Genomic DNA, 25,085 nt, shown 5'->3' on the forward strand with positions numbered 1-25,085 from the left:
TGGCGATGGCGGAGGGGAACCACGCGTTCCCATACCGAACACGACCGTTAAGCCCTCCAGCGCCAATGGTACTTAGACCGCAGGGTCTTGGGAGAGTAGGACGTCGCCAAGCACGAGAGACCTATCGCATGTGATGCGATAGGTTTTTTTGTCGTTTATGCGGTATGATAGGGTTATATCAAATTTGGAGGTGTTTCGAATTGGAAACGCGTATCGTTATTAAGCATACCGGTGTAGAACAATTTGACGAGACTATGGCTTTATCTCAATTTGCATTTCAATATGAACGTTCTGCTGCAGAGCTAGAACAAACGAAAGAGCAGTATGAGAGTGAGCCTACTGTAAGGTACGGAGCGTATGTCGATAATCAGTTGGCTGCGCAAGCTGCAGTGCTAAAGCTGCAAACCTATATCGGAGGCAAGGTTTTTGATATGGGAGGTGTTGCAGGTGTTGCGACATGGCCAGAGTTCAGGAGGCAGGGGCTAGTTGCTCAAATACTCATTCAATCACTGTTAGAGATGAAAGAGAACGGTCAAACAGTTTCTTTTCTTCATCCTTTTTCATTCAGCTTTTACCGTAAATTTGGATGGGAAACCTACACTGAACATAAAACCTATACGATTAAGACGGACATGCTTCCAGCAAGAATAGCATACGAGGGTAGTTTTGAGCGCATTACAGGAAACTATAGTTTGCTGAATGATGTCTATCAAGCCTATGCATCTCAATTTAATGGCTCATTGGTGCGTGACGACTTCTGGTGGAAGTATCGGATTAACAGAAGAAAACCAGGCCAGACTGCACTTTATTATGATAAGAGCGGAGCAGCACAAGGCTACGTCATTTACGAAGTTAAAAATAGCCGGTTAACGGTTCATGAGTTTGTTCATTTAAATGAGCCTGCAAGAGCTGCCATATGGTCATTTCTAGCACAGCATGATTCAATGATCGAAGAGCTGACGATAAAATTGCCATCTAACGATCGCCTTCCCTACTTGCTGAGCAATCCGAGAATAAAACAGGAAATCACACCTTATTTTATGGCTCGAATTGTGGATGCGGAAGCTTTTGTGAGCCAATATGATTTTAAGGCAGCAGATCATGCTGATGACATTCATATTCAACTGATCGACGCTCAAGCTCCATGGAATAATGGTCATTTTTCACTTCATATCGATGCGTCTGGGAAAGCTTCACTTCGTCGTAAGGACGATAGTGAAAAAATAGATGATGCAATTAAACTGGATATCGGTTCCTTTACGAGTGTGCTATTTGGGTATATTCAGTTAGAGCAATTAGCCCAATTCGCACGCATAGAAGGAGATATAGGATTGGTTAAACGCTTACAATCTCGTATTCCCGAACGAACTACGTATTTACCTGACTTTTTCTAAAGAAATAGCATGTTTTGAGACTTCCAAATCGAGTATAAAACAGGATGAACAAAGGTATTCATCAGCCTTGACAGCCTATACCCCCTCTGCTAATATTGCTAATAATATATGTGAGACGTACTTAAAATAAGGGAGGAACATACTCGTGTGGGAAACGAAATTCGCCAAAGAAGGGCTAACGTTTGACGACGTCCTGCTTATTCCGCGCAAATCAGAAGTGCTGCCTAGGGAAGTTGACATCTCGATTCGATTAAGCGAGGACATTAAGCTAAACATTCCGCTCATTAGCGCTGGTATGGACACCGTTACAGAAGCCGCATTGGCGATTGCAATTGCGCGTGAGGGTGGTATCGGCATTATCCATAAGAATATGTCGATTGCACAGCAAGCGGAGGAAGTTGACCGTGTAAAACGTTCGGAGAGCGGTGTAATTACAAATCCGTTTTCGCTTACGCCTGATCACCATGTTTACGACGCAGAAGAATTGATGGGAAAATACCGCATCTCAGGCGTACCGATTGTTGATCAAGATAAGAAGCTTGTAGGTATTTTGACCAACCGTGATTTGCGTTTCGTACATGATTATTCAATTAAGATAAATGAAGTTATGACTCGTAACAACCTTGTAACGGCACCTGTTGGCACAACGCTGCAGGAAGCGGAAGGCCTTCTTCAAAAGCACAAGATTGAGAAGCTGCCGCTGATTGATGAGTCCAATACACTTAAAGGTCTTATTACGATTAAAGATATTGAGAAAGCAATCCAATTCCCTAATGCGGCTAAAGATAAGCATGGTCGCTTGCTTTGCGGAGCAGCGGTTGGTATTTCGAAGGATACAATGGATCGTGCAGAAGCATTGGTTCAATCAGGAATTGATGTTCTTGTTGTAGACTCGGCACATGGTCACCACATTAATATTTTGGATGCAGTTCGTAAGCTACGTGCTACTTACCCAGACCTTACTATTATTGCAGGTAACGTTGCTACTGGCGATGCTACCCGTGATCTTATCGAAGCAGGCGCTTCCGTAGTTAAAGTAGGGATTGGTCCTGGATCGATCTGTACAACTCGCGTTATCGCTGGTATCGGTGTTCCACAAATTACTGCAATTTATGATTGCGCGTCAGTTGCTCGTGAATACAATATTCCGGTTATTGCAGACGGTGGTATTAAGTACTCCGGTGACATTACGAAAGCAATCGCATCTGGAGCAAGTGCGATTATGATCGGAAGCTTGTTCGCAGGTACAGCTGAAAGCCCTGGCGAAACTGAAATTTTCCAAGGACGCAGCTTTAAAGTCTACCGTGGAATGGGCTCGCTTGGCGCTATGAAGGAAGGAAGCAAGGATCGTTACTTCCAAGAGAACGAGAACAAGCTTGTTCCGGAAGGTATCGAAGGACGCGTTCCTTACAAAGGGCCGCTTGCTGACACTGTGCATCAATTGCTCGGCGGCTTGCGTTCAGGTATGGGCTATTGCGGTACAGCTTCTCTGGACGAGCTTAAGAACGATACACAATTCGTTCGTATTACAGGTTCTGGTCTTCGTGAAAGCCATCCACATGATGTGCAAATTACGAAAGAAGCACCAAACTATTCACTTTAAGCTATACTATCTAGATATGATAATAACAGACAAGGAAAGGCGACTGAGTCGCTGGCCCTTGTCTGTTTTTTTTATGAAGGATTACTCATTGTTCTGTAACCTGTTTGTGGTTTAATTGTTAGGCTTCGATATGTTACAATTAACAACGGACAAACCAAGTGGGAAAAGGGGAGACGACGTTGAAGGAAATGGTAAGGCCGGTTCGAATAAAGACGGTCATCGCTGCAAGTTTGGCGGTTTGGATGGTAATGCTGTCGCTTGGTTCTGCGGTAGCAATGGCGAATGGATATCAAGGAAGAGAAAGTACGAAAAACGATTTAGGCTTACAAGTGAAAGCTGCTATTCTAATTGATGCGGATTCAGGACAAGTTTTGTATGAAGTTAATGCAGAGGAGCCGCTCCCTGCAGCAAGTATGACGAAGTTAATGACGGAATATATCGTTCTTGAGGAAATTACGAATGAACGCCTATCCTGGGATGAGGTTATTACCACTAGTGCGGAAGCGGCCTCAACGCCATCGGATGGATCATCTGTATTTTTAGCTCAAGGAGATCAACATACGGTTAGAGATTTGTACAAAGCAATGGCAGTTGGTTCTGCGAATGATGCAACGATTGCATTAGCATCGCAAATCGCTGGAAGTGAGCAAGGGTTTGTTAAGAAGATGAATGAGGTAGCTGCGGAGTTGGGTCTTAAAACAGCTATTTTTACAAGTGCGACTGGTCTATCGGAGACAACTGTTATTTCTGCGACGGACATGGCGAAGCTAGCACAAATTATTTTGAGCAAGCACCCTGAATTTTTGGATTATTCTAAGCTGCAGGAATATAAATTCCGTGAACGCGACAAGGATCCAATCATCAACATTAACTGGATGCTCGGCACAAACGTGAATCAAAAGGGCCTTAAGCACTTAGCTTATGAAGGCGTTGACGGCATGAAAACAGGCTTCATTAATGCTGCTGGCTACAACTTCACGGGTACTGTAAAAAGAGGCGAGCAGCGTTTTATTAGCGTCGTTATGGATACTGCTACAAAGTCTGCTCGTTTCAATGAAACGGCTAAAATGTACAACTACGGTTTCAGCACTTTTGAGAAAAAGACGGTGCTTGCGCCAAAATCTGTGGTAGAAACAGCGAAAACGGTTAAGATTAAAAAGGGTAAAAAGAAAACCTTGCCGATCGTAACGGAAAAAGATATTACGTTTATGGTTAAAAAGGGCGTAGAGCCTAAAATCGAGGTTGTATCCAGCGACGTGAAGTCAGAAGCTGAGCTGGTAGCTCCAATTCCAGCAGGCACGGTTGTAGGTACAGTAACTTACAAGTACACGGATGCCGAAACGAAACAAGAGCTCAAAAAAACGGTTAACCTCGTTACAACGGAGGATGGAACGAAAGCAGGCTGGTTCCGCTTGATGTTCCGTGGAATTGGAGATTTTTTCTCAGGTTTATTTAATGGAATCGTCAATTTGTTCTAATCCGAGTAGAAAACAGGGGAATAAAGCAAATCAAGGCTTGTCGATTATTCTTGCATCCTGTAAAATCAATGGTTAGAACAACTGCGGTAATATACAAATTAATGGATGAAAATAGGAGGATTTTAGCATGGAAACAGGTACATCGCGCGTAAAACGCGGCATGGCAGAAATGCAAAAAGGCGGCGTCATTATGGACGTTATGAGCGCCGAGCAAGCGAAAGTAGCAGAAGCAGCAGGAGCAACAGCGGTAATGGCGCTTGAGCGCGTCCCTTCCGAAATTCGTGCAGCAGGCGGAGTAGCTCGTATGGCTGATCCGACAATTGTAGAAGAAGTAATGAAAGTTGTATCGATTCCAGTTATGGCAAAGGCTCGTATCGGGCATTATGTAGAAGCAAAAGTGCTCGAATCCATGGGCGTTGACTATATCGATGAGAGTGAAGTACTTACACCAGCGGATGAAGTATTCCACATCAGCAAGCATGAGTTTACAATTCCATTCGTATGCGGAGCAAAAGATCTTGGAGAGGCTTTGCGCCGTATTCAAGAGGGAGCAGCAATGCTTCGTACGAAAGGTGAGCCGGGAACAGGCAATATCGTAGAGGCTGTTCGTCACCTTCGCTTGATCAATGGACAAATTCGTAAAATTCAAGGTTTGTCGAAGGACGAGCTTTATCATGAAGCTAAGGTTCTTGGCGTAGCTTACGACTTGCTTCTGAACGTACATGAAACGGGTAAGCTTCCTGTCGTTAACTTCGCAGCAGGCGGAGTAGCTACTCCATCCGATGCAGCTTTGATGATGCATCTTGGAGCAGACGGCGTATTCGTAGGTTCTGGTATTTTCACATCAGAAAACCCAGAGAAATTCGCTCGTGCAATCGTTGAAGCAACGACACATTATCAAGATTACAAGCTAATTGCTGAAGTGTCGAAAAACTTGGGAGCAGCTATGAAGGGAATCGAAATTTCCAAGCTTAACTCCTCCGAGCGTATGCAAGACCGCGGTATCTAATAGTTGTAATATGCAGGTGCCGGCTTAGCGCGAATAGTGCTGCCGGCTCTTGCCCGTAAAGGAAGGCGAGTAGAGCGATGAAGATAGGCGTACTAGCGCTTCAAGGCGCAGTGGCAGAGCATATACGAAGCTTAGAAGCGGCGGGCGCAGAGGCGGTCGCCGTTAAGCGGGTTGAACAGCTAGAAGAGCTGCAAGGGCTTGTTATTCCGGGCGGCGAAAGCACGACGATCGGCAAGCTGATGCGCAATTATGGCTTCATGGAGGCTATTAAGGATTTCTCTGAACAAGGCAAACCATTGTTCGGCACTTGTGCTGGTCTTATCGTTTTGGCTGATGAAATAGAAGGCCAAGAGGATGCGCATTTGCGTCTTATGGATATGACCGTTGCAAGAAATGCATTCGGGCGTCAACAAGAAAGCTTTGAGACGGATTTGGATGTCAAAGGCATTGACGAACCGGTTCGCGCTGTATTTATCCGAGCTCCATTGATCAAAAAAGTCGGAGCAGGCGTAGACGTATTGTCTACATACCGAGATGAAATTGTAACAGCAAGACAGGGACATCTTCTAGCTGTATCGTATCATCCGGAGCTAACGGACGATTATAGGCTGCATGCATACTTCGTTGATATGGTGAAGGAAGCAGCTGCAAGCAAGGAATAAACGTTTACAATAATAAAATTACTCCCTTCAGAGAGGGGCTTTTGGATCGTGCTGGATGTAAAATTGTTAAGAAATGAATTTGAGAAGGTTGAGAAAGCGCTGCTTGATCGCGGAGCTTCCCTTGATCTTATTGCTAATTTTCCTGCGCTCGACACTAGGCGCCGTGATCTTATTCAAGAGACGGAGCAGCTGAAGAGCAGACGCAATACGGTTTCGCAGGATGTAGCTAAACTCAAACGCACAGGCGGCGACGCAGAATCGCTTATCCTTGAGATGAGAGAGGTTGGCGACCGCATTAAAGAGCTTGACGATGAACTTCGTGAGCTGGATGTACAAGTGATAGAGCTGACTCAAGCGATCCCTAACATTCCTAGCGATAGCGTGCCAGTCGGCAAGTCGGAGGAAGATAATGTAGAGCTGCGCAAAAATGGCGAGGTTCCAACCTTTGATTTTGAGCCCAAGCCACATTGGGAGCTTGCGCAATCACTCGGCATATTGGATTTCGAGCGTGCAGCAAAGGTAACGGGATCACGTTTCACGTTCTACCGCGGCCTTGGAGCTCGTCTTGAGCGTGCGCTGATCAGTTTTATGATGGATCTTCACAGCGATAAGCACGGTTATGAGGAAGTCTTGCCTCCATATATCGTTAATCGTGACAGCTTGATCGGTACGGGTCAGCTTCCGAAGTTTGAAGAGGATTTATTCAAAATTTCGGATTCGGATTATTTCCTTATTCCGACTGCAGAGGTACCAGTTACGAACCTGCACCGCGAAGAGATTTTGCCGATTGAAGAGCTTCCGAAATATTTTGTAGCTTACAGCTCGTGCTTCCGTTCAGAAGCAGGTTCTGCTGGGCGCGATACACGTGGTTTGATTCGTCAGCATCAGTTCAACAAGGTTGAATTGATCAAATTGACAAAACCGGAGGATTCATACGAAGAGCTGGAGAAAATGACCGCTAACGCGGAGAAGGTTTTGCAGCTACTAGGACTTCCTTACCGTGTTCTAACGCTTTGTACGGGAGATATGGGCTTCACAGCGGCTAAAACATATGACCTTGAAGTGTGGCTGCCAAGTGCAGGCACGTATCGTGAAATTTCATCCTGCTCAAATGTAGAGGATTTCCAAGCTCGCCGTGCGGGTATTCGTTTTCGCAGAGATACGAAGAGCAAGCCGGAATTCGTTCATACACTGAATGGTTCAGGACTTGCTGTAGGCCGTACTTTTGCGGCAATCATTGAGAACTTCCAGCAAGCGGACGGTTCTGTGACGATCCCAGAAGTACTGCGTCCGTATATGGGCGGCATTAGTTCAATCGATTCAACAATGCTTTAAAATTTTTTTTGCCACATGGTCAAAATATACTTGCATTTTTATTTTGACCTGTGGTATTATATTTCTTGTGACAAATGAACGATGGAGAGATACCGAAGCGGTCATAACGGGGCAGTCTTGAAAACTGTTAGGGCGCAAGCCCACGTGGGTTCGAGTCCCACTCTCTCCTCCATATTTTTTAAAATGTACATGACAAGCCCAGACGCTAAGCGTTTGGGCTTTTTTTTCATTCAATCCCCTCGTATAAAATAATGCCGCACTTCGCATGTTATACGATGTGGAGGTGCTTCATTTAATGGGTAAATCAGATGAACTGCAAATGAATCAAGAAAACTTGGCAGATGCTTGGCGTCAAACCTTGCCAGAGACGCTAAAAGACGCTGACCGCAGCAGAGTGCTGCCTGATGAGTCAGATTCCAAAGCGCTGCGCGTAACGATCGATACAGCCGGACATCAAATGTATTCGTTTGATTTTAAAGTTACTTATGTAGATAGCCGTGAAGTGAAGGTTGAGCTTATCGATGTGGAGAAAGACAAGGTATCCATCGATGAGCGTGGAGACATCATTCAAGAGCTGATACAAAATTACACTAGACATCTGCATGAATGTGCTCAAGCGCTGCAACGCTTGACGCATGCTTAGAGGAGAGAGCTGCTTATGACGAAGGCACAAGGAACGGCTGATAAAAACTTATCTAATGTGGTAGAAGCTTTGGAGGTTGAGGCGGTCAACAGCCATCAAGCTCAGCAATTGCAGCAGGACAAGAACGATCGAAGCAATCAGGATGACATGAACCATGATCATCCAACAGATTTAGAACATCAAAAAAATTAACGCTTCCCTCGAAGCCGATGAGATCTAAATAGGAGGAATCCAAATGTCGAAGCCAGACAGCATTCCGGTGCCGGAAAGCAATCCGCAAAATAATCGGAAGCGTAATGACGGAGGCGGGCAGCAAGAGCCGCTTTCTGGATCTAAGAAAACAAAGCAGCGTAATCATGTGGATCATCATAACCCGCAAGGATAGATCAATGTGCTGTTAAAAGCTAGTTCAAACGTCCCGTTTCAGTACGCTGAAACGGGATTTTTTGGATATAACTTCTAAATGAAGTTATTTTAGTATAGAATGGAGGTGCTCACAAAAAGATAGGGAGGAACATACTACATGAAGAATGTTCAAAAAATAGCGGTTCTTATGTTAGCCGTTATTTTAGTTGTTATTGCAGGCTGCAGCTCGGCTAAACCACCGAAGGAAGCTTTGCAGGCAGCTATGACGAAAATCAATGAAGCGGACTCATATGCAGTAAAAATGTCATTTGGCTTGGATGAATTGGAAGTTCCGCAAACGGCATCTTTGGAAGGCAACGCAGCTGCTACAGCAGCAATCGTAGGGATGATTAAAGATGCAACCATTACAGTTGATGCTGTATATAAGAAAAAACCGATGCGTACCGATATGAATATGCAAATCGTAGTGCCAGGCGACATGGAAATGAAGTTAACGGTACCTATGATTATGACTGAGGAAGCGCTGTATGTGAAAATACCGCAAGTTCCGATGCTGCCATTGCCGGAGACGATTACAAGTAAGTTTATTAAAATTGATCTCAAGGAGCTTGCTGAGAAAGAAGGCACGGCTAAGCTAGACCTTGCTGCACAACAAAAGTTAGGCAAAGAGCTCGGAGAAGTAATGCTTAAGCATTTTGACGAGAAAACATACTTCAGTCAGCCTAAGGCTGAGGCAGCTGGCCTGCCTGCTGATATGAAAGCAGATCAAATCATCGCTTTTGAGATTAATGAAAGCAACTACCCAAAAACAGTAGAAACCATCGTTAACCAAGTGCTGCCAGAGGTGCTAAATGTATTGCTTGCTAATGAAGCATCATTAAAGACTCTTCAGCTTGATAAGGCGAACATCGAGAAGATGAAGTCGGATCTTGAGACGAATAAAGCAGAGATTCTAACCACATTAAAAAATGATGTTAAAGTGAATACTCTGAAAGTAACGGGCGCTATCACAGATGGGTATCTTGCTTACCAATCGGGTAAGGTAAGCATTGAAGGCTCTGACAAAGAGAGCGGCCAGAAGATGAAGCTTGGCCTTCATTATGATGTTACTTACTCCGAGATTAATAAAGATGCGAAGTTCGAAGGTGAAATTCCGACGGATGCGATTACACTGGACGAATTGACACAGATGTTCCAACTGCCAGTTGGTCTGTAATAGAGTGAAAATGAAGCAGCTCCTGAGTGTCAGGAGCTGCTTTTTTAGTGAAGCGGGTGTTCTTACAAAGCGACAACCATCGATTTTTTTAGAAGCTCTTTCATCATTTGGGCAGCTTTTACCTTTACATTCAAGCAAGCGGAAATTTCAAGCTGATAATTGCCACTCAGCAGCTCGCTGCGCAGTTGTTCAGCTGTTTCGCAAATGTTATCTACATGATTAACAACGCTGCCGAATTGCAGAGGCTGATGTGAGTCGCTTCCTGCAATGACCTTTAAGCCAAGTTGATCTGCGAATTGTCGAACCTGATCAGCCATGCCGAAACCATATTGGTATAAATCTTTTGCATTTATATCAAGTGCATCGAGGCGTCTGAGTGTGTCAGCATCATGGTGAGTGAGCGGCGTGCTTTCTCTCATGGGATGAGCACCAATTCGAAGCAAGGGATAGCCGTCGGTGCGGTTCATCAGCTCTTCTAAAGCGATAAAGCTATCTTTTGCGGTATGGGGCTCAAGCTGCTGCCGCAGATCACGAATGTGGCTGCGGTTTCCAATGATTAGAATATGGCCTTTATTCGCTATATCAACCTCCATGCCAGAGAAAACCTTCAAGCCCTCCACGACATAATAATCACCTTTGTATTCAAAATGATGATCCAGCTGATCCATCATATCGGCAAAGTGAAGCGTGTTAAAATGCTCGGTCAACGCCACCGCGTGCAGACCGTTTTCTTTGGCTTCGCGAGCCATGGAAAGGAAGTAGTCGAGTGAAAAATGTGTTTTCTTTGACAGCTTGCCATGTGTATGCAAATCGATGCTCATCATTAGTGTGTTATCTCCATTCCATTATGTAGTTTTAAAAGGAAATGAATTGTCCAAAAGCAACCAGCCCGATCATATAGAACAGGGAGCAGCTTAAAAAAATAAAATCATGCGGTCGAACCTGCATATGCGCAAGCTTAAGCTTCTTCGTCTCAGGGCTGACAAGCGAATAGGTAAAGCCGCGCACCTCCAATGCTTCGACCGTCGTTCTCGTTCGCTTAGCAGTATTCAGAATGAGCGGATAAAAGGCATAAACGCTAATCTTCGCCATGTATATAATTGAACGCCAGCGAAGAAAACCCTTATTGCGGGGAGCGCGGCCGCGCAATCGGAATGAGTGAATAAGGTTATGGTACTCCTCAATTAGAATCGGAAGCATCCTATAGCCGTAGGACACACCAAAGCTGAATTGTCCAGGCATCCCCATACTAAGCAGGGCGTCACTCAGCTTCTCGGGATCCATGCTGGAGAACACGGCAATGCTGGCCAGCGAGATGATTAATATTTTTAATGTTAAGGTCAATAACGGCCATACGCCCGCTAGACTCCCTCCGAAGAAGATGGAGCCGAAAAAAATATAACTAATCTCACTTACCAGGCCGACGCCCATAATAAGTAGAACAAGTGGACTAACCTTTGAAGATAAAGTAAGGACAAGCATTGGAATAAGCAAGCCAAGCAGAATGGCTTTATTATGAAAGAACCAAGGCGCTATGGCGAAAAAAGAATACCAAATCAGGAGGATACGCGGATCAAAGCGCGACAGAAAGGTCGATTGTCTGCCGAAAGCGGTACGCATCAGCTCAATTTTAATTTGTTCTACGCTCAGCTTGTCGAGCATGCTTTGTTTAATTGCTTCCAACCGTAATCTCCTCCTGCTCAAATGGGTTTGACGGATTTATATTTCTGATGAGCCGCGCGGTGAATTCATTGACAGATAGGCAAGGCGGCTCGAAACCCAGTCTTTGACTAAGCAAAGCGATTTGCGGCGCAATGAGGCCTGCTTGTTTGAGAATGGCAACATGGCTGAATAACGAGCGTTCATCTGTATCGAGTGCGACGCAGCCATCGTGCATAACGATAACGCGATTTGCCCATTCGGCAACCAGCTGCATATCATGTGTCGCTATGATGGTCGTTTTTACATGATCCTGCAGCTGCGCCAGCATTTCAGTCATTTCACGGCGGCTTGCTGCATCAAGGCTGGCTGTCGGTTCATCCAACAGCATGACAGTGGGACGCATGGCGAGTCCGATCGCTAATGTCGCTCTGCGCTGCTGTCCGCCGCTGAGCAGTCTTCCATCTCGATCCTGCAGGGCGGTTAACCGCAGCCTCTCCAGAATTTCATCAACAAAAGGGTGATAATCAGCAATTCCTCGGGCTTTTAGAAAATATTCAACATCCTTGCGGACGGAATCTTCAATAAACATCTCCTCTGGATTCTGATAAATATAGGAGACGAAATCAGACAGCAGTTCAGGTGAAGATTGCTTCGTAATATGCCCGCATACAGTTAAGAGTCCTTCCGTAGGGCGCCGAATACCCGAAAGGAGCTTGAGCAGCGTTGATTTGCCAGCGCCATTATTGCCGACAAGAGCAATACGATCGCCTTCATAAAAGCTGATGCTCATGTTCCGAATGACGGGATGCATCGTTCTTGCAATGGTTTTGTAGCTATAGGAGACATTTGCAAACGTAATAAGGGGCTGCTTAATAAGTTCATTATTAGAAATAGGCTTATCCGTTAGGACATCTGAAAGCGTGATTGACGATTTAAGCATCTTCTCAAAATAAGCGACTGCTTCATCGATGGTGATTGGGTATGGTGATGAATCCTCACTTTTTGCTTTTCCGGAAGCAGCCTCTAGTGTACAAACAGCAAGCGTAACCTGCGGCGGTAATATATGCAGTTCAGCAAGCTCATCAACCGCAGATAATGCCTCATGAACAGGCTTCACCCAGCGTATTGTGCCGCTATCCATAAGTACGACCCTATTGCAATAGTCTGCAATAAACTCGGTATGGTGTTCAATGACGATGATTGTTTTGCCATGCTTTTCATTCAGCAGCTTAAGTTTGTCGTAGATGAGCCTAGCATGAAAGGGATCTAGCTGCGCCACGGGCTCATCGATAATAATAATTTCTGGATCGAGGGATAAAGCGCCAGCAAGCGCCGTAAGATGCTTTTGTCCGCCGCTTAGCTGCCAAATCCACTGATCCTTCAAATGATCAATGCCAAGCATGGACAAAGCTCGAAGCCCGCGTTCACGGTAATCGCTGAAGCCATAATTAAGTGGAGCAAAGCAGGCTTCGTCATAGACGGTCGGCCGAACGAGCTGGTTCTCAAAATCCTGAAACACGTAAGCGACCTTGCGTGACAAGGAGGATACCGTTTCCTCGGCAGCTATTAGCCCTGCAACTTCAATGGAGCCGTCTAAATCGCCGACATAATAGTTTGGAATAAGGCCGTTTAAACATTTGCAAAGCGTTGACTTGCCACTGCCATTCGTACCTGCTATAGCGATAAACTCGCCGGGTTGAACAGTAAGCTGAATGTTGTGGAGCGCCATGTTTTCCGCTCCTGGATATTGAAATTGAATGTCCTGCAGTTTAATGATGGGAGCCGCCTGCTGCGGCCCCTGCTGGTTGGCTTGGAAGGATGAAGGTCTCAAAGCTTAACATCCTCCGTCGTGCGTGCAGATTTGGATTTGGCACGAAATGCTGCGATGAGTGTCAGTATGAGCACTAATGCGGCTGCAGCAGCACTAATCCAGATAAATCCACTGCCATATTGCTCGATAAATTCTGGCTCCCATACAGCAAAGTTAATATCAGACTCGGACAAAAATTCTGCAACGATCCCGATAAAAACAAATATAATAGCGGTAATGAGCAGCCGCGGCGTTATTAGCTGTCCGAAGGATATAGAAACTCTGCTGTCGCGTGGTTTTATGCCGAGAAGCGGTTCGATTTTTCCATATAGACGCGGTACGAGAAATAAAGTAGGCAGCAGGGAGAAAAAGATGCCGGTTATGAGCATAGCGTTAAGGAAACCTACGCCTTCGATAAGCAATATGCTTTCGGGAATGCCTGGAACAGCTTCAAGCTCTTCAATCCCAAACCAAACCTTGCTGATGTCGACAATCGCACCAAGCATCTGGTCAATACCTACTGCAACGAACGAAGCGAGTGCGAGCTGTTTACGATTTCGTGGATCGCTAACGAGCAGGCCAGCTATGTACATGGCAATCGTAAATTCTATGAATTTTTCCAATTCTCCGAGTCCGCCGAATTGTCCAAGCAGCAGTTCACCGAATATAACCTCGCCGAAGGATGCGCCAAGTGCAGCATACAGTGGATTAAATAGAATACAGAGCGTTAATGGGATAAAAGCGAAATATTCGACCTTCAGCTCAATCGGACCAAGCTTTAGCTCAGGAATAAGTTCAGAGAACATGTTGGAAATACCGTACAAGGACATCGATAAAATGAATACCATTAGCTTCTGCGATTGCGTTAGCTCATAACGGCGCTTAGGCGCTGTAACCATTGTGATTCCTCCTAATTTGTTTTTGAGGCGGAATGCGTCTCGAATGCCTCGATTCAAAACGAATTCTTCTACAATATAGAGATCGAATGTTATCAGATCATCAACAAATTATTTCGATTACGTAAAATAAATTACATAAAAATAAATATGAAATAAAATTATCATTTTTAATCAAAAGGTGATATACTCCGTTTAGAAAATAAGCTGCGAAGTTGGTATAGGCAGGAGGAAATAAAGATGACGGCTTTTCATTTGGATATGGACTTGGATAATATGTCAAAAAGCCACCAATCCATTGCGAATTACGTGGTGGGTGCACTGCAGCAGATTCCTTATTGTACAGAAGAAGATATTGCGATGGCTGTAGGTGTCAGTACGGCAACGGTATCGCGATTTTGGCGGACGATTGGGTTTGCTAATTTGAAGGCTTTTAAGAAAACGCTGCTGCAAAGCGAGCATGCGACGCCTGCCCATAAGATGAAGAAAATCTTGAATAAGGTAGATCATGAAGAGGCTGATATTGTAAGTGAAATGCTGGAGATTGCAGCAGCTAACGTAGAGGTTACTTCAAAGCGTGTAGAACGTGAGCAGTTTCATCAAGCGGTGGAGGCTATTCATAAGGCTAGAAAAGTGTATGTATTTGGAACGGGAGCCGCAGCTAGCTTGATCGAGCTCATCCGATTTCGTCTGAATCGGATAAACGTGCAAATCGAAGGTATGGCGGGGAGTGGCAGCGAGCTGCTTGAAACGCTTGTTCATGCTGATTCCAGCGATGTGCTGCTTATGTTCGGCTTTGTCAGGCGCTCACCTGAATTAACGGTACTGCTTGAGCATGCCAAAGAGGCAGGCTACACTACAGTACTGATTACGGATTTGCTCGTATCCGATATGCTGGAGCAGAGCGATCTCGTGCTGCAGGTTGATCGGGGGGAACTGGAGGGCTTTCATTCGATGGCAGCGCCAGTTGCGCTTCTTGATGCACTGTCAGTAGCCGTTACAAAGCGGCGCGGGCAGCAGGCGTTTGACCAATTGGACCGCTTGCATGTGATGAGAAAAAAATATAGCTCGCAGCTTCCTAAATAATAGAACCGCCGGAACGATTTGCGTCCCGGCGGTTCTATGTTTTACTTGAAGAAACGAATGGTTAGTGGGTAGCGATAGCCATTGCCCTCTGAAGCACGCATAGACCCGATGATGGTAAATGCAATCCAGAAAATAAACAAAAGCGGTGTAGTAATAATTCCGATGAGAACAAAAATGAGCAAACCGGAAATAATGGAATAAATCATATTGCTGATCTGAAAATTGAGTGATTCCTTGCCATGCATATCCACATAGCTGGATTGATCCTTCTTCAGAAGCCAAATGATAAGTGGTCCAAGAATGTTGCCGAGCGGAATAATTACACCGCTAAAAGCAAGCAGATGGCAAAGCATGCCGTACGTTTTTTCTTCCTTATGAAGTCCGAAAGATTGATTCATTGTGTATTGCCTCCCTTAAATTGAAAACCGCCGATTAATGTGACTTATGTACTTATACGTTAACGCAGCGATAAGATATGCATAAATATATCACCGATTAGCTATTATGGGAATCCATTCCTAAAATGATGTTGTAATCGATGGTGGTCAACTATATACTAATACATAGATAATCGATGCATAGGAATGCGATACATAAACAGGAGGGCGTTATGAAAATTAATAAGGAGCTTATGAAAGGCAGTACCGTTATTCTTATTTTGACACTGCTTGACCGTAAGGAAATGTATGGCTATGAAATGACCAAAGAAATTGAAAAAAGCTCGAGCGGTGTGTTTACTTTTAAAGAAGGGACGCTTTATCCGATCTTACATACGCTTGAGGTGGAACAGCTGGTTGAATCGTACTGGAATGAAGAAGGCAGCCGCAAACGGAAATATTATCGCATCACAGCGCGTGGAAGAGGGCAGCTGGAGGAGAAGAAACAGGAGTGGACGCTGTTTCGGAAGACGGTAGACCGCGTAATCGGGGAGGGCCATGCATGAATAACAAACCTGTTCAGTATGAGTCGATTCAGGAATACTTAGTGCAGGTTTGCAGACATGTAAAAGCAAGAGATGTGCATCGTGACATCAAGGTTGAAATGCAGAACCATCTGGACGAGCTGGTGGAGGATAAGCTAAACGAAGGGTTATCAGAGGAAGAGGCGGTTCGTGCTGCTCTCGTCCAGATGGGTGATCCTGATCAGATCGGCAAGCAGCTTCATGCAGCGCATAAGCCGGTTATGGAATGGGGATTAGCCGCACTTGTCGCAATTATGGTGGGTATTGGCCTGCTTGCTATGTATGCAATGGAGTTCGCTTATAGTGATCAAAATATGTATAGCGGGTTTCAATTTTTTCTTAAGAAGGCAGTTTTCACAGCGATAGGCATCGTGTTCATCATTGGTATTTATTTTTTGGACTATCGAAAATGGGAAAAGTATTCGTGGTACATTTATAGCGGAACAATTTTTTTGATGGTATCCTGCATTTTTTACGGAGTAGAAATCAATGGTTCGAAAAACTGGATCACAATCGGGTCTTTTACCGTTGATGTATATGGCACTTCTCCTTATTTATTTATGATTGCTTTTGCAGGAACGCTGCTTGTTAAGCATAAGGAGAAGCAAGGACTATTCAGAAATTCACTTTACTTCGGAAAAATGGCGCTTTTATATGCGATCGGGCCCGCTATACTGTATTACAAAGCAAACTCCAATCTTAATTTTATTATATATTTCTTTGGACTGACCGTATTAATGCTGTTTGTTGCAAAAACGTACAAGCTGTTTATAACCAGTGTGGGTTCAATCCTAACAGCAGGAACGGTGTTTATTATAAAAATAAATGATCCAGTTCGCTATAGATCCATATGGGAACGATACACCGCATTTCTAAATCCTACTGCTTCCCCTGATGATAAAAACTATTATCTCCAGAAATCCTTGGAATCTATTCGATTGGGAGGGATGTGGGGACAAGGGTTTGGCGTTGAGAACCGAATGTTTCGCTATGTTTATAGTGAAATGGTGTTTACTTATTTGATCTACAGTCTTGGCTTGGTTTTTGGTATTGCTATAGTGCTGTTAGCCGTATTGCTGATTGTTAAAGTGATTGGCATGGCAAAATCACTCAAGGATGTATATGCTAGAGGTTTGGTCGTTGGCTCATTTTCAATTATTGGCTTTCATTTCGTCTGGAACATTCTGATGTCGTTTGGGCTGCTGCCTATGAATAGCATGACGATGCCTTTCATATCGTATGGCGGTACAAATGCTATTATTGAATTAATGGTCATGGGATTGCTGCTAAGCGTCAATCGGAGAAAAAATATGATCAGCTTACTAAATCGCGAGCCATCAAGATAAAAAAAGGGCTATCCTATTGTAGAATATCTACAGTAGGATAGCCCTCTTGATTAGAAGCTGCCTGGAGCGGGTGGACGGGTAGGGTAATTTTGCTGATTGTTTTTGGAAACGCCAATGAACAGGAATAGGGCTGTAGTAAGATGCATGATCATGCCGAGAATAGGTATCCATGCTAATACAGATGTAATGATCCCCAAAATACTGCCTACAACTGGCTTATTATGCTGCGAGCAAAGAACAAGCGTTACGATATGAAGAATGAGCGTTGCAAATAATAGCGTGTATCCAGATAAAATGACTAGGGTGCCACCCAGCAAGGGAATTCCTAAGATGCCTTCAATAATAGCAGTGACTAGTAAAAGCGTACCTGCAGCTTTCATTTTATTTTCCTCCTATTTCTATATTTAAATCATTCTATGGGGCAGTTTTTGTTTTCTGTTTATCTTTGTACGCAGCAAAAGCGATCCCGGTTACATGCTTTCAAGCAAAAAGGCAGCTATCCATAGGAGAGCAGCTGGTTTTCAAAGAAAACAGCCCTACCGAACGATACGGCAAGGCTTATATCATTATACGATGCTTATTTCAGAAACTTGCCGATAATTCCACCAAGCCCACTGTTGCTGTCATGTCCTCCTTGGCTGCCGCCAAAGGTGTTGTTGAATGCGCTGCTCTGCGTTTGCGGTTGGTAACGGTTGTCATCCATACCGAATTTCACGCCGCTCTCACGTTCAAATGGCTGTATAATAACAACCTGATTAGGGTCACTGAATTCGTACATATAAGATTCCCCGGAGGTTTGGCCAATAAGCGTTTTCCAATTGACATCGATCTTCACACTTGGGGAAGGACCTGTCCAAGCAACGATGGCATCAGGATCTACACGGCAAGGACCTTGCAAAACCAGTGGATTGCCTTTGGTTTTTACGGCAACCTGTGCTCCCTGTCCGTTGTAAGTAAGTTTGGATGTAAACAAGCCGCGCTGGGAGAGGACACCCGTTCCAATGATAGTAACGCCATAATGACAAGTGTCAGTAAATGCGAGCAGATCCTCACTCTCAACACTTACGCTTTGCCATGGTCCGCCTTGCTCTAAATTAATGATTGTAACATGAGAGTTCTCATCCGCGAGATATACGATGCCTTGTCCTTCGACTTCCATAATCTCTAAGTTTTCTCCCGTTACTTTACGCATGCCATGGTTGATCACTTGTCCGATAACATTTCCGGAATTTGTTCCTAACAACCGCTTAGAATATTTGAATTTCTTGTTATAGGCTTGATCAGCAACCATCGATCCTTTTTTGGCAAAAAACTGGCCTTGTCCTTCTGCTTTTAAAAATAATTCCCGTTCGACCTGGAATTGAAACGGCATGCGGGGTAACCTCCATATAATATATAAAATGAAATTATAGCTGCTTCATTAATAAGTAAGCTGTTACATTGCCCCGTAATGCGCACATATGCCCGCTAGATCTAGCGATAAGCCTGTTCCAATAGCATTAAATTTCCATTCATTTCCGTGGCGATATACTTCGCCAGCTAGGATGGAGATTGAGGTAGAGTAGTCCTCGGATAAATCAAATCGGCAAATCTCGGCTCCGTTTGCTTGGTTCACGACACGGATATAGGCATTGGAAACTTGTCCAAAGTTTTGGTTTTTGCGAATAGCTTCATCAATTGTAACGGTAAATACGATTTTTTGGATATCCAATGCTACTCTGGATAATTGAATTTCAACTGTCTCATCGTCACCGCTGCCTTGTCCATCACGGTTATCACCCTTGTAGCGTGTTGATCCATCGGGGCTCACGAGATTGTTGTAGAAAACGATATGACTAGTGGAAGAAACCGTGTTTGTCTGATTCAGCATAAACACCTCTGCATCTAGGTCATAGCTCTGGCCTTGCAGGTTATTTGTGTCCCATCCAAGTCCGATTTTCAATAAATCAAGCCCTGCATTATTTTTGGTCAAATCCAGCTTCTGTCCTTTGGTAAGGATAAGCCCACCATTAGGACTGGCTTGAGGAGCGGGAGCTGCGCCAAAAGCGTTATTTATTGATCCGCCCTGAATACCCCCTTGTTGGATACCGCCTTGCTGAATACCGCCCTGTTGAATGCCGCCTTGGCCTCCAAGAATGTTGGATGGTCTTCCTGGCGGATTTAAATTAATTCCCATATGAACTGCCTCCTCAATGCATAATAAAAAAGCTGTTTTTTCGACAATATTTTTTGGTTAAAACTGTATGTTTTGTAGAACGATATGAAACTATTTGTAGTATAGCAGATTGGAATGGAAGATTATAGCGTTGTATGACGAAATTACGAGTAGAGAAAAGAGCCTCACTTCAATAGTGAGACTTCTTAAGAAGCTTTAAGAGGATCGTCTTTTTTTTTGATCATAGAGGGATGCTTACTTAGTGAAAATTTCAGCACTATAGGTTGAAATACACTTATTTATCTCATTACGTATGTAGGCATGCGAATAAGCAATCTCGTCTTCAAAACCACGACAATTATAGCAATAGCTGATCTGTTCAGCAGTGTTCTTATACATGCACAGAGTAATGCTTTTCTGAAGGAGCTGCTGTGTATTTGTTGTTAAATCTGTTTTTATTTTTGCAATCATAATGTCTGCTGCCCTAGTAAAAATAGATCGTAAAGTTCGCGCTTTTCTCTCAAGCTCGCGTCTATTTCGTTCAACAATAACGAGAGCTAGTGGAAGGATAATCGCTTTGTGAAGAAGCTGCATCTCATCGTGAGCAGGTGGATGGTACAGGTATGAATTGTTTACTTTGGACAACGGCATGGCCATTTGTAAATCACCTCATGCACATTATATGCGAACAAACGTTCTGTAGTCAATGTATCCTGACCAGTTGTCTTATAAAAATTATTCGACACTAGTCTAATTGGTGCGGTGTAGATGAAAACAAAAAAAGCTTATTGCCGGCATTAGCAATAAGCTTTATATATTCGTGAAAGAAATGGCGCGCCCGAGAGGGCTCGAACCTCCCACCTAACGTTTAGGAAACGTTTGCTCTATCCGGATGAGCTACGGACGCGCAGCAACATTGATTATAGCATGGGTGCTTTAGGTGAAGCAAGATTAACCATTTTAGTGTAAGACTATTGTATTTTTTTGTCGAATAACTGTGCTTTTATGGTGGAAACAAGAGGATAAAAAGCTTGTAAAGGCGAATAGAGGTAAGGATAACGAGTTTGATCGGCTGGAGGATTGTTCGAATGCTTGAATTCCAAAATGAACCGCAATCGTTTCGATTGGATTTATCGCCTGAACAAATGCTTAAGGTGATTTTTGAATATACCGCTAAAATAGCGAATGAAAAGAAGCTGGATGCTGTCCTTATCTTAATGGCCAATATGGGCAGAGAGATGGTCGTTGCAGATCGGTGCACCGTCTGGTTGATTGATGCTGCTCGCAATGAGCTGTTTACAGCGGTAGCTCACGGGGCTTGCGAGATACGGATTCCTTACGGCAGCGGGCTGGTAGGAAGTGCTATAAGCACGGGGCAATCTATTTTTATTGATGACGCCTATGAAGATCCAAGGCACAATCCGGATAACGACTTAAAGACCGGTTATCGGACGAAATCGATTATGACGATCCCTTTTCACAATAATCAAGGAGAAGTAATCGGTGCCTATCAAGCTATAAATAAATTAACAGAGAAGCAGATATTTTCGATGAAAGATATGGAATACTTATCGCTTGCTGCCTCTTACTCAGGCAAGTCGCTTGAGTCCATCATGCTGTATGAGGAAATAATAGAGACGCAAAAAGAGATTATTTTGGCAATGGGAAAAATCGGTGAAGGTCGCTCGCAAGAAACGGGCAATCATGTAAAACGGGTTGCTCAATATTCATATGTTTTGGCAAAAGGACTAGGCATGAGTGATTCTGAAGCAGACATGCTGCGCAGTGCATCTCCCATGCATGATATCGGCAAAGTAGCTATTCCGGATGCTGTGTTGAAAAAACCAGGGAAGCTAACCGCAGAAGAGTATGAGCAGATTAAGGAGCATGCCATTATCGGTTACCGATTATTGCACAATTCCAAGAGACCGCTGCTGCAGGCTGCGGCGATCGTGGCTTGGCAGCATCATGAAAAGTGGGACGGTACCGGATATCCGCAAGGCCTTAAGGGTGAGGCTATTCATATATATGGGCGAATTACTGCGCTGGCAGATGTATTTGATGCTTTAAGCAGCGCAAGAATGTACAAAGAGGCTTGGGGGATGGATCGCATTTTGGGACTGATCAAAGAAGAACGGGGGAGACATTTTGACCCTCAGGTGGTAGATGCTTTTTTTAAACAGCTGCCGCTTCTTTTGGAAATAAGAGATCGTGATGCTGATTGGCTGGAGAAGGAATAGAAGCTGTTTGCAGACCTTGTTGGGGTGAGCCCAATGAGGTCTTTTTTTAAAAAAATTCGGAGTCGTCCAAGCCTTGATTTAATAAATATAGGGTGCTTGCTTGTACTTTGCTTGAAAGGCTAGGTATTTACCGTGTTCGAAAATCATTTTGGACATAGACTGATTTAGTTATTATAAACACTTTATAAGCTGGAGCGGATTACAAGCTAAATAGCGGAGGGTGATAAAACGTCTATGAACAAAAGGCTTCAAGGACAGAAAATAAATGAAGCGATTTACAAGTTGGAATCAGCGAAAAATTTAATTAAAACGAAACACTTAAAACACGCTGAGCAGCAAATACATGAAGCAGTCGCTTCAATGGGCAGCATTGTTCATAAAAAACGGAAGAAAAATGCAAAATCTGATCTTAATGGAGGTGTATAGAGTTGGCGCGTAAACGGTCGAAATGCTTAAGAAAACTAAACTTAGCGATTGTTGAGCTGCGGAAGGCCAGAAGGCTTACACGTAGAGATAAAATTAGAAGAGCTAAAGTTGATGTGAAGGACTCTATCATAATCCTCAATAGTGCTTTGAAATGCCTGGGCGGCCATTCTTCAAAACCGAGTAAAAGAGTAAAAAGGTGCGTAAGGGGGCCAAGAGGGTATAAAGGGTCGAAGGGAGATAGAGGACCTCGAGGTTTGAGGGGGCATAGAGGTTTTCGTGGAGCGGATGGAGATACAGGTGCAAAAGGAGCAACCGGGGCAACGGGAGCTGCGGGCAGTCCTGGAGCAGCAGGTGCTGTTGGGTCAACAGGTGCCACGGGAGCTACAGGAACTACAGGAGCCACTGGAGTAGGCTTAAATGGTATTGTTGCATTTAATCCACTCGCAGCACCTGGCTATCAAGAAGGCCAAGTGGTTACGTTTAATGGGAGCACGTATGTTGCAAATACATCTTCTCCAGTAGGAACACCCGGTATTTCGCCGGACTATACGCTGCTTGCAGCAAGAGGAGTAACTGGTGCTTCTGGTGCTACAGGTGCGGGAGTAGCAGGCGCAACTGGTCCGACAGGTGCAACGGGAGTAGGTCTAGACGGCGTCGTGGCTTATGATTCACTCGCAGCACCGGGGTATACAGTAGGTCAGGTCGTAACGTTTAACGGAAGGACCTATATGGTGAATACGGCGCCGCCAACAGGCACACCAGGTACTTCGCCAGATTATACGATGCTTGCAGCGAGTGGTGCTACAGGTGCAACTGGCGCGGGAGTAACGGGAGCAACAGGAACAACGGGATCTACTGGTGCGACAGGAGTCGGTCTAGGCGGAGCAGTAGCATTTAATCCACTCGCAGCACCGGGCTATCCTCTTGGTCAAGTTGTGACGTTTAACGGTAGCACTTATATCGTAAATACAGTTCCGCCAACAGGCACACCAGGTACGTCACCGGATTATACACTGCTTGCGGCGAGTGGTACTACAGGAGCAACCGGCGCGACTGGAGCGGGAGCAACGGGTGCAACGGGGTCTACCGGTGCGACAGGAGTCGGTCTAGGCGGAGCAGTAGTATTTGATCCACTCGCAGCACCGGGCTATCCTCTTGGTCAAGTTGTGACGTTTAACGGTAGCACTTATATCGTGAATACAGCTCCGCCAACAGGCACACCTGGAACTTCACCGGATTATACACTGCTTGCGGCGAGTGGTGCAACAGGTGCAACTGGCGCGACTGGAGCGGGAGTAACGGGTGCAACCGGAACAGACGGAGTAACAGGTGTAACAGGTTCCACAGGAGCAACTGGATCTGTCGGTGCAACAGGTGCGACAGGAGTAGGAGTAACAGGAGCGACAGGAACGACGGGATCTATCGGAGCTACAGGAGTCGGACTAAGCGGAATTGTAGTATTTGATCCACTCGCAGCACCAGGCTATCCAGTAGGTCAGGTCGTAACGTTTAATGGAAGCACGTATATCGTGAATACGGCGCCGCCAACAGGCACACCGGGAACTTCGCCAGATTATACGCTGCTTGCGGCGAGTGGTGCAACAGGTGCAACGGGAGCTACGGGAGCGGGAGCAACAGGTGCAACGGGAACAGATGGAGCAACGGGTGCAACGGGATCGACAGGTCCAACGGGAGCTGTTGGTGCAACAGGTGCGACAGGAGTAGGAGTAACAGGAGCGTCAGGAACGACGGGATCTACCGGAGCTACAGGAGTCGGTCTGAGTGGAATTGTAGTATTTGATCCACTCGCAGCGCCAGGCTATCCAGTAGGTCAGGTCGTAACGTTTAATGGAAGCACCTATATCGTAAACACGGCACCACCAACGGGCACACCAGGTACTTCGCCAGATTACACGCTGCTTGCAGCGAGTGGTACAACAGGTGCAACGGGAGCGGGTGAAACAGGTGCGACCGGATCTACCGGTGCAACAGGAGTTGGTCTAAGCGGGATCGTGGTATTTGATCCACTCGCAGCGCCAGGCTATCCAGTAGGTCAGGTCGTAACGTTTAATGGAAGCACGTATATCGTGAATACGGCGCCGCCAACAGGCACACCTGGAACTTCACCGGATTATACGCTGATTGCAGCGAGTGGTGCTACAGGAGCAACTGGTGCTACGGGAGCAGGAGAAACAGGTGCTACTGGATCTACAGGAGCAACAGGAGTTGGTCTAAGTGGGATCGTGGTATTTGATCCACTCGCGGCGCCAGGCTATCCAGTAGGTCAGGTCGTAACGTTTAATGGAAGCACGTATATCGTGAATACGGCGCCGCCAACAGGCACACCGGGAACATCGCCAGATTATATGCTGCTTGCGGCGAGTGGTGCTACAGGAGCAACTGGTGCTACGGGAGCAGGAGAAACAGGTACGACCGGGGCGACCGGGGCGACTGGATTACCAGGAACGACGGGTGCAACTGGAGCCGACGGTGTAACTGGAGCGACAGGAACTGCTGGAGCAACAGGTGCTACAGGAGCAACAGGAGCCGACGGYGTAACTGGTGCGACAGGAACWGCTGGGRCAACAGGYGCGACAGGAGTAGCAGGAGCAACGGGTGCAACAGGCTCCACAGGAGCAACAGGAGCCGACGGCGTAACTGGTGCGACAGGAACAGCTGGGACAACAGGAGCGACAGGAATAGCAGGAGCAACGGGTGCAACGGGCTCCACAGGAGCAACAGGAGCCGACGGTGTAACTGGAGCGACAGGAACTGCTGGGGCAACAGGTGCGACAGG

General features: G+C 45.3%; 24 protein-coding genes, 2 tRNA genes, 1 rRNA gene and 1 pseudogene. 18 read left to right on the top strand and 10 right to left on the bottom strand.

All coding sequences use genetic code 11. The features are described from left to right. The 12 genes from rrf to AB4Z45_RS31650 all read left to right on the top strand — a co-directional run. Positions 1–112: ribosomal RNA gene (gene rrf, locus AB4Z45_RS31595) — 5S ribosomal RNA — on the top strand; the annotation flags it as partial. An 88-nt stretch (positions 113–200) separates the two neighbouring features. Then, positions 201–1,394, top strand: coding sequence for a GNAT family N-acetyltransferase (locus AB4Z45_RS31600; RefSeq protein WP_441913498.1), 1,194 nt, complete (start codon positions 201–203; stop codon positions 1,392–1,394). Positions 1,395–1,539: 145 nt separating this feature from the next. Continuing rightward, positions 1,540–2,997, top strand: coding sequence for an IMP dehydrogenase (gene guaB, locus AB4Z45_RS31605; protein ID WP_054025850.1), 1,458 nt, complete (start codon positions 1,540–1,542; stop codon positions 2,995–2,997). Between the two features lie 188 nt (positions 2,998–3,185). Continuing rightward, on the top strand, positions 3,186–4,475 hold the full coding sequence (locus AB4Z45_RS31610; RefSeq protein ID WP_441913528.1) for a D-alanyl-D-alanine carboxypeptidase family protein: 1,290 nt from the start codon (positions 3,186–3,188) through the stop codon (positions 4,473–4,475). Positions 4,476–4,602: 127 nt separating this feature from the next. Beyond that, a complete protein-coding gene (gene pdxS, locus AB4Z45_RS31615) occupies positions 4,603–5,484 on the top strand; it encodes a pyridoxal 5'-phosphate synthase lyase subunit PdxS (RefSeq protein ID WP_076271759.1) in 882 nt (293 codons plus the stop codon). 77 nt (positions 5,485–5,561) lie between these two features. Continuing rightward, the gene (gene pdxT, locus AB4Z45_RS31620) at positions 5,562–6,146 is read left to right on the top strand and encodes a pyridoxal 5'-phosphate synthase glutaminase subunit PdxT (protein ID WP_441913500.1); all 585 of its coding nucleotides are present in this window, start codon (positions 5,562–5,564) and stop codon (positions 6,144–6,146) included. Between the two features lie 48 nt (positions 6,147–6,194). Further along, on the top strand, positions 6,195–7,481 hold the full coding sequence (serS, locus tag AB4Z45_RS31625) for a serine--tRNA ligase (RefSeq protein ID WP_441913502.1): 1,287 nt from the start codon (positions 6,195–6,197) through the stop codon (positions 7,479–7,481). A gap of 83 nt (positions 7,482–7,564) precedes the next feature. Then, positions 7,565–7,653, top strand: a tRNA-Ser gene (locus AB4Z45_RS31630). Between the two features lie 123 nt (positions 7,654–7,776). Further along, a complete protein-coding gene (locus tag AB4Z45_RS31635; RefSeq protein WP_083682741.1) occupies positions 7,777–8,124 on the top strand; it encodes a hypothetical protein in 348 nt (115 codons plus the stop codon). Positions 8,125–8,139: 15 nt separating this feature from the next. Continuing rightward, positions 8,140–8,316 carry a hypothetical protein gene (locus tag AB4Z45_RS31640; protein ID WP_339205924.1) on the top strand — a complete coding sequence of 59 codons (177 nt, stop codon included), beginning with the start codon at positions 8,140–8,142 and terminating at the stop codon, positions 8,314–8,316. A 43-nt stretch (positions 8,317–8,359) separates the two neighbouring features. After that, on the top strand, positions 8,360–8,509 hold the full coding sequence (locus tag AB4Z45_RS31645; RefSeq protein WP_076271763.1) for a small acid-soluble spore protein P: 150 nt from the start codon (positions 8,360–8,362) through the stop codon (positions 8,507–8,509). 138 nt (positions 8,510–8,647) lie between these two features. Beyond that, positions 8,648–9,706: a hypothetical protein gene (locus AB4Z45_RS31650; protein ID WP_441913504.1), complete on the top strand. Its 1,059-nt coding sequence runs from the start codon at positions 8,648–8,650 to the stop codon at positions 9,704–9,706. 62 nt (positions 9,707–9,768) lie between these two features. Here the strand turns inward: AB4Z45_RS31650 and AB4Z45_RS31655 are convergent, their stop codons facing one another. Genes AB4Z45_RS31655 through AB4Z45_RS31670 form a run of 4 tightly spaced genes read right to left on the bottom strand, consistent with a single transcriptional unit; the run spans position 9,769 to position 14,077 of the window. Beyond that, entirely contained in the window at positions 9,769–10,530 is a 762-nt protein-coding gene (locus AB4Z45_RS31655) for a PHP-associated domain-containing protein (protein ID WP_441913506.1), read from the bottom strand. A gap of 31 nt (positions 10,531–10,561) precedes the next feature. Beyond that, a complete protein-coding gene (locus tag AB4Z45_RS31660) occupies positions 10,562–11,389 on the bottom strand; it encodes an energy-coupling factor transporter transmembrane component T family protein (protein ID WP_441913508.1) in 828 nt (275 codons plus the stop codon). After that, entirely contained in the window at positions 11,376–13,199 is a 1,824-nt protein-coding gene (locus AB4Z45_RS31665) for an ABC transporter ATP-binding protein (protein WP_441913510.1), read from the bottom strand. The genes AB4Z45_RS31660 and AB4Z45_RS31665 overlap by 14 nt, the downstream gene beginning before the upstream one ends. Next, complete coding sequence (locus AB4Z45_RS31670) at positions 13,196–14,077, bottom strand: cell division protein FtsQ (protein ID WP_076271765.1); 882 nt, start codon at positions 14,075–14,077, stop codon at positions 13,196–13,198. The genes AB4Z45_RS31665 and AB4Z45_RS31670 overlap by 4 nt, the downstream gene beginning before the upstream one ends. A gap of 237 nt (positions 14,078–14,314) precedes the next feature. On the opposite strand from AB4Z45_RS31670, the gene AB4Z45_RS31675 reads away from it, so the two are divergent. Beyond that, complete coding sequence (locus tag AB4Z45_RS31675; protein WP_441913512.1) at positions 14,315–15,160, top strand: MurR/RpiR family transcriptional regulator; 846 nt, start codon at positions 14,315–14,317, stop codon at positions 15,158–15,160. 41 nt (positions 15,161–15,201) lie between these two features. On the opposite strand, the gene AB4Z45_RS31680 is transcribed toward AB4Z45_RS31675, so the two are convergent. Further along, positions 15,202–15,558, bottom strand: coding sequence for a DUF4870 domain-containing protein (locus tag AB4Z45_RS31680; RefSeq protein WP_441913514.1), 357 nt, complete (start codon positions 15,556–15,558; stop codon positions 15,202–15,204). Between the two features lie 212 nt (positions 15,559–15,770). Between AB4Z45_RS31680 and AB4Z45_RS31685 the strand changes: the two genes are divergently transcribed. Further along, entirely contained in the window at positions 15,771–16,103 is a 333-nt protein-coding gene (locus tag AB4Z45_RS31685; protein WP_441913516.1) for a PadR family transcriptional regulator, read from the top strand. Further along, a complete protein-coding gene (locus tag AB4Z45_RS31690; protein ID WP_441913518.1) occupies positions 16,100–17,467 on the top strand; it encodes an FtsW/RodA/SpoVE family cell cycle protein in 1,368 nt (455 codons plus the stop codon). The genes AB4Z45_RS31685 and AB4Z45_RS31690 overlap by 4 nt, the downstream gene beginning before the upstream one ends. 50 nt (positions 17,468–17,517) lie before the next feature. Here AB4Z45_RS31690 and AB4Z45_RS31695 read toward each other — a convergent pair whose 3' ends face one another. From AB4Z45_RS31695 to AB4Z45_RS31715, 5 genes are all read right to left on the bottom strand, one after another. After that, positions 17,518–17,847 carry a hypothetical protein gene (locus AB4Z45_RS31695; RefSeq protein WP_441913520.1) on the bottom strand — a complete coding sequence of 110 codons (330 nt, stop codon included), beginning with the start codon at positions 17,845–17,847 and terminating at the stop codon, positions 17,518–17,520. A gap of 197 nt (positions 17,848–18,044) precedes the next feature. After that, positions 18,045–18,839 carry an AIM24 family protein gene (locus AB4Z45_RS31700; protein ID WP_076271771.1) on the bottom strand — a complete coding sequence of 265 codons (795 nt, stop codon included), beginning with the start codon at positions 18,837–18,839 and terminating at the stop codon, positions 18,045–18,047. Between the two features lie 63 nt (positions 18,840–18,902). Then, positions 18,903–19,466 carry a TerD family protein gene (locus AB4Z45_RS31705; protein WP_441913530.1) on the bottom strand — a complete coding sequence of 188 codons (564 nt, stop codon included), beginning with the start codon at positions 19,464–19,466 and terminating at the stop codon, positions 18,903–18,905. A gap of 411 nt (positions 19,467–19,877) precedes the next feature. Beyond that, a complete protein-coding gene (locus AB4Z45_RS31710) occupies positions 19,878–20,279 on the bottom strand; it encodes a hypothetical protein (RefSeq protein WP_441913522.1) in 402 nt (133 codons plus the stop codon). Between the two features lie 173 nt (positions 20,280–20,452). Then, positions 20,453–20,529 (bottom strand) — tRNA-Arg (locus tag AB4Z45_RS31715). A 181-nt stretch (positions 20,530–20,710) separates the two neighbouring features. On the opposite strand from AB4Z45_RS31715, the gene AB4Z45_RS31720 reads away from it, so the two are divergent. The 3 genes and pseudogenes from AB4Z45_RS31720 to AB4Z45_RS31730 form a co-directional block, all read left to right on the top strand. After that, positions 20,711–21,862 (top strand): HD domain-containing phosphohydrolase, encoded by a 1,152-nt coding sequence (locus AB4Z45_RS31720; RefSeq protein ID WP_441913524.1) that lies wholly within the window; start codon positions 20,711–20,713, stop codon positions 21,860–21,862. Positions 21,863–22,096: 234 nt separating this feature from the next. Next, complete coding sequence (locus AB4Z45_RS31725) at positions 22,097–22,288, top strand: hypothetical protein (RefSeq protein WP_441913526.1); 192 nt, start codon at positions 22,097–22,099, stop codon at positions 22,286–22,288. A 254-nt stretch (positions 22,289–22,542) separates the two neighbouring features. Next, a pseudogene (locus AB4Z45_RS31730) lies at positions 22,543–25,085 on the top strand (hypothetical protein); the annotation flags it as partial.

Source organism: Paenibacillus sp. MCAF9 (genome assembly GCF_052114265.1).
Lineage (GTDB): Bacteria > Bacillota > Bacilli > Paenibacillales > Paenibacillaceae > Pristimantibacillus.

What these genes read in the sequence shown, in the direction of transcription:
- AB4Z45_RS31610 (WP_441913528.1), top strand. Translation starts at nt 3,186, where the DNA reads ATGGTAAGGCCGGTTCGAATAAAGACGGTCATCGCTGCAAGTTTGGCG.
- pdxS (WP_076271759.1), top strand. Translation starts at nt 4,603, where the DNA reads ATGGAAACAGGTACATCGCGCGTAAAACGCGGCATGGCAGAAATGCAA.
- pdxT (WP_441913500.1), top strand. Translation starts at nt 5,562, where the DNA reads ATGAAGATAGGCGTACTAGCGCTTCAAGGCGCAGTGGCAGAGCATATA.
- AB4Z45_RS31635 (WP_083682741.1), top strand. Translation starts at nt 7,777, where the DNA reads ATGGGTAAATCAGATGAACTGCAAATGAATCAAGAAAACTTGGCAGAT.
- AB4Z45_RS31640 (WP_339205924.1), top strand. Translation starts at nt 8,140, where the DNA reads ATGACGAAGGCACAAGGAACGGCTGATAAAAACTTATCTAATGTGGTA.
- AB4Z45_RS31645 (WP_076271763.1), top strand. Translation starts at nt 8,360, where the DNA reads ATGTCGAAGCCAGACAGCATTCCGGTGCCGGAAAGCAATCCGCAAAAT.
- AB4Z45_RS31650 (WP_441913504.1), top strand. Translation starts at nt 8,648, where the DNA reads ATGAAGAATGTTCAAAAAATAGCGGTTCTTATGTTAGCCGTTATTTTA.
- AB4Z45_RS31655 (WP_441913506.1), bottom strand. Translation starts at nt 10,530, where the DNA reads ATGATGAGCATCGATTTGCATACACATGGCAAGCTGTCAAAGAAAACA.
- AB4Z45_RS31670 (WP_076271765.1), bottom strand. Translation starts at nt 14,077, where the DNA reads ATGGTTACAGCGCCTAAGCGCCGTTATGAGCTAACGCAATCGCAGAAG.
- AB4Z45_RS31675 (WP_441913512.1), top strand. Translation starts at nt 14,315, where the DNA reads ATGACGGCTTTTCATTTGGATATGGACTTGGATAATATGTCAAAAAGC.
- AB4Z45_RS31680 (WP_441913514.1), bottom strand. Translation starts at nt 15,558, where the DNA reads ATGAATCAATCTTTCGGACTTCATAAGGAAGAAAAAACGTACGGCATG.
- AB4Z45_RS31685 (WP_441913516.1), top strand. Translation starts at nt 15,771, where the DNA reads ATGAAAATTAATAAGGAGCTTATGAAAGGCAGTACCGTTATTCTTATT.
- AB4Z45_RS31690 (WP_441913518.1), top strand. Translation starts at nt 16,100, where the DNA reads ATGAATAACAAACCTGTTCAGTATGAGTCGATTCAGGAATACTTAGTG.
- AB4Z45_RS31695 (WP_441913520.1), bottom strand. Translation starts at nt 17,847, where the DNA reads ATGAAAGCTGCAGGTACGCTTTTACTAGTCACTGCTATTATTGAAGGC.
- AB4Z45_RS31700 (WP_076271771.1), bottom strand. Translation starts at nt 18,839, where the DNA reads ATGCCGTTTCAATTCCAGGTCGAACGGGAATTATTTTTAAAAGCAGAA.
- AB4Z45_RS31710 (WP_441913522.1), bottom strand. Translation starts at nt 20,279, where the DNA reads ATGGCCATGCCGTTGTCCAAAGTAAACAATTCATACCTGTACCATCCA.
- AB4Z45_RS31720 (WP_441913524.1), top strand. Translation starts at nt 20,711, where the DNA reads ATGCTTGAATTCCAAAATGAACCGCAATCGTTTCGATTGGATTTATCG.
- AB4Z45_RS31725 (WP_441913526.1), top strand. Translation starts at nt 22,097, where the DNA reads ATGAACAAAAGGCTTCAAGGACAGAAAATAAATGAAGCGATTTACAAG.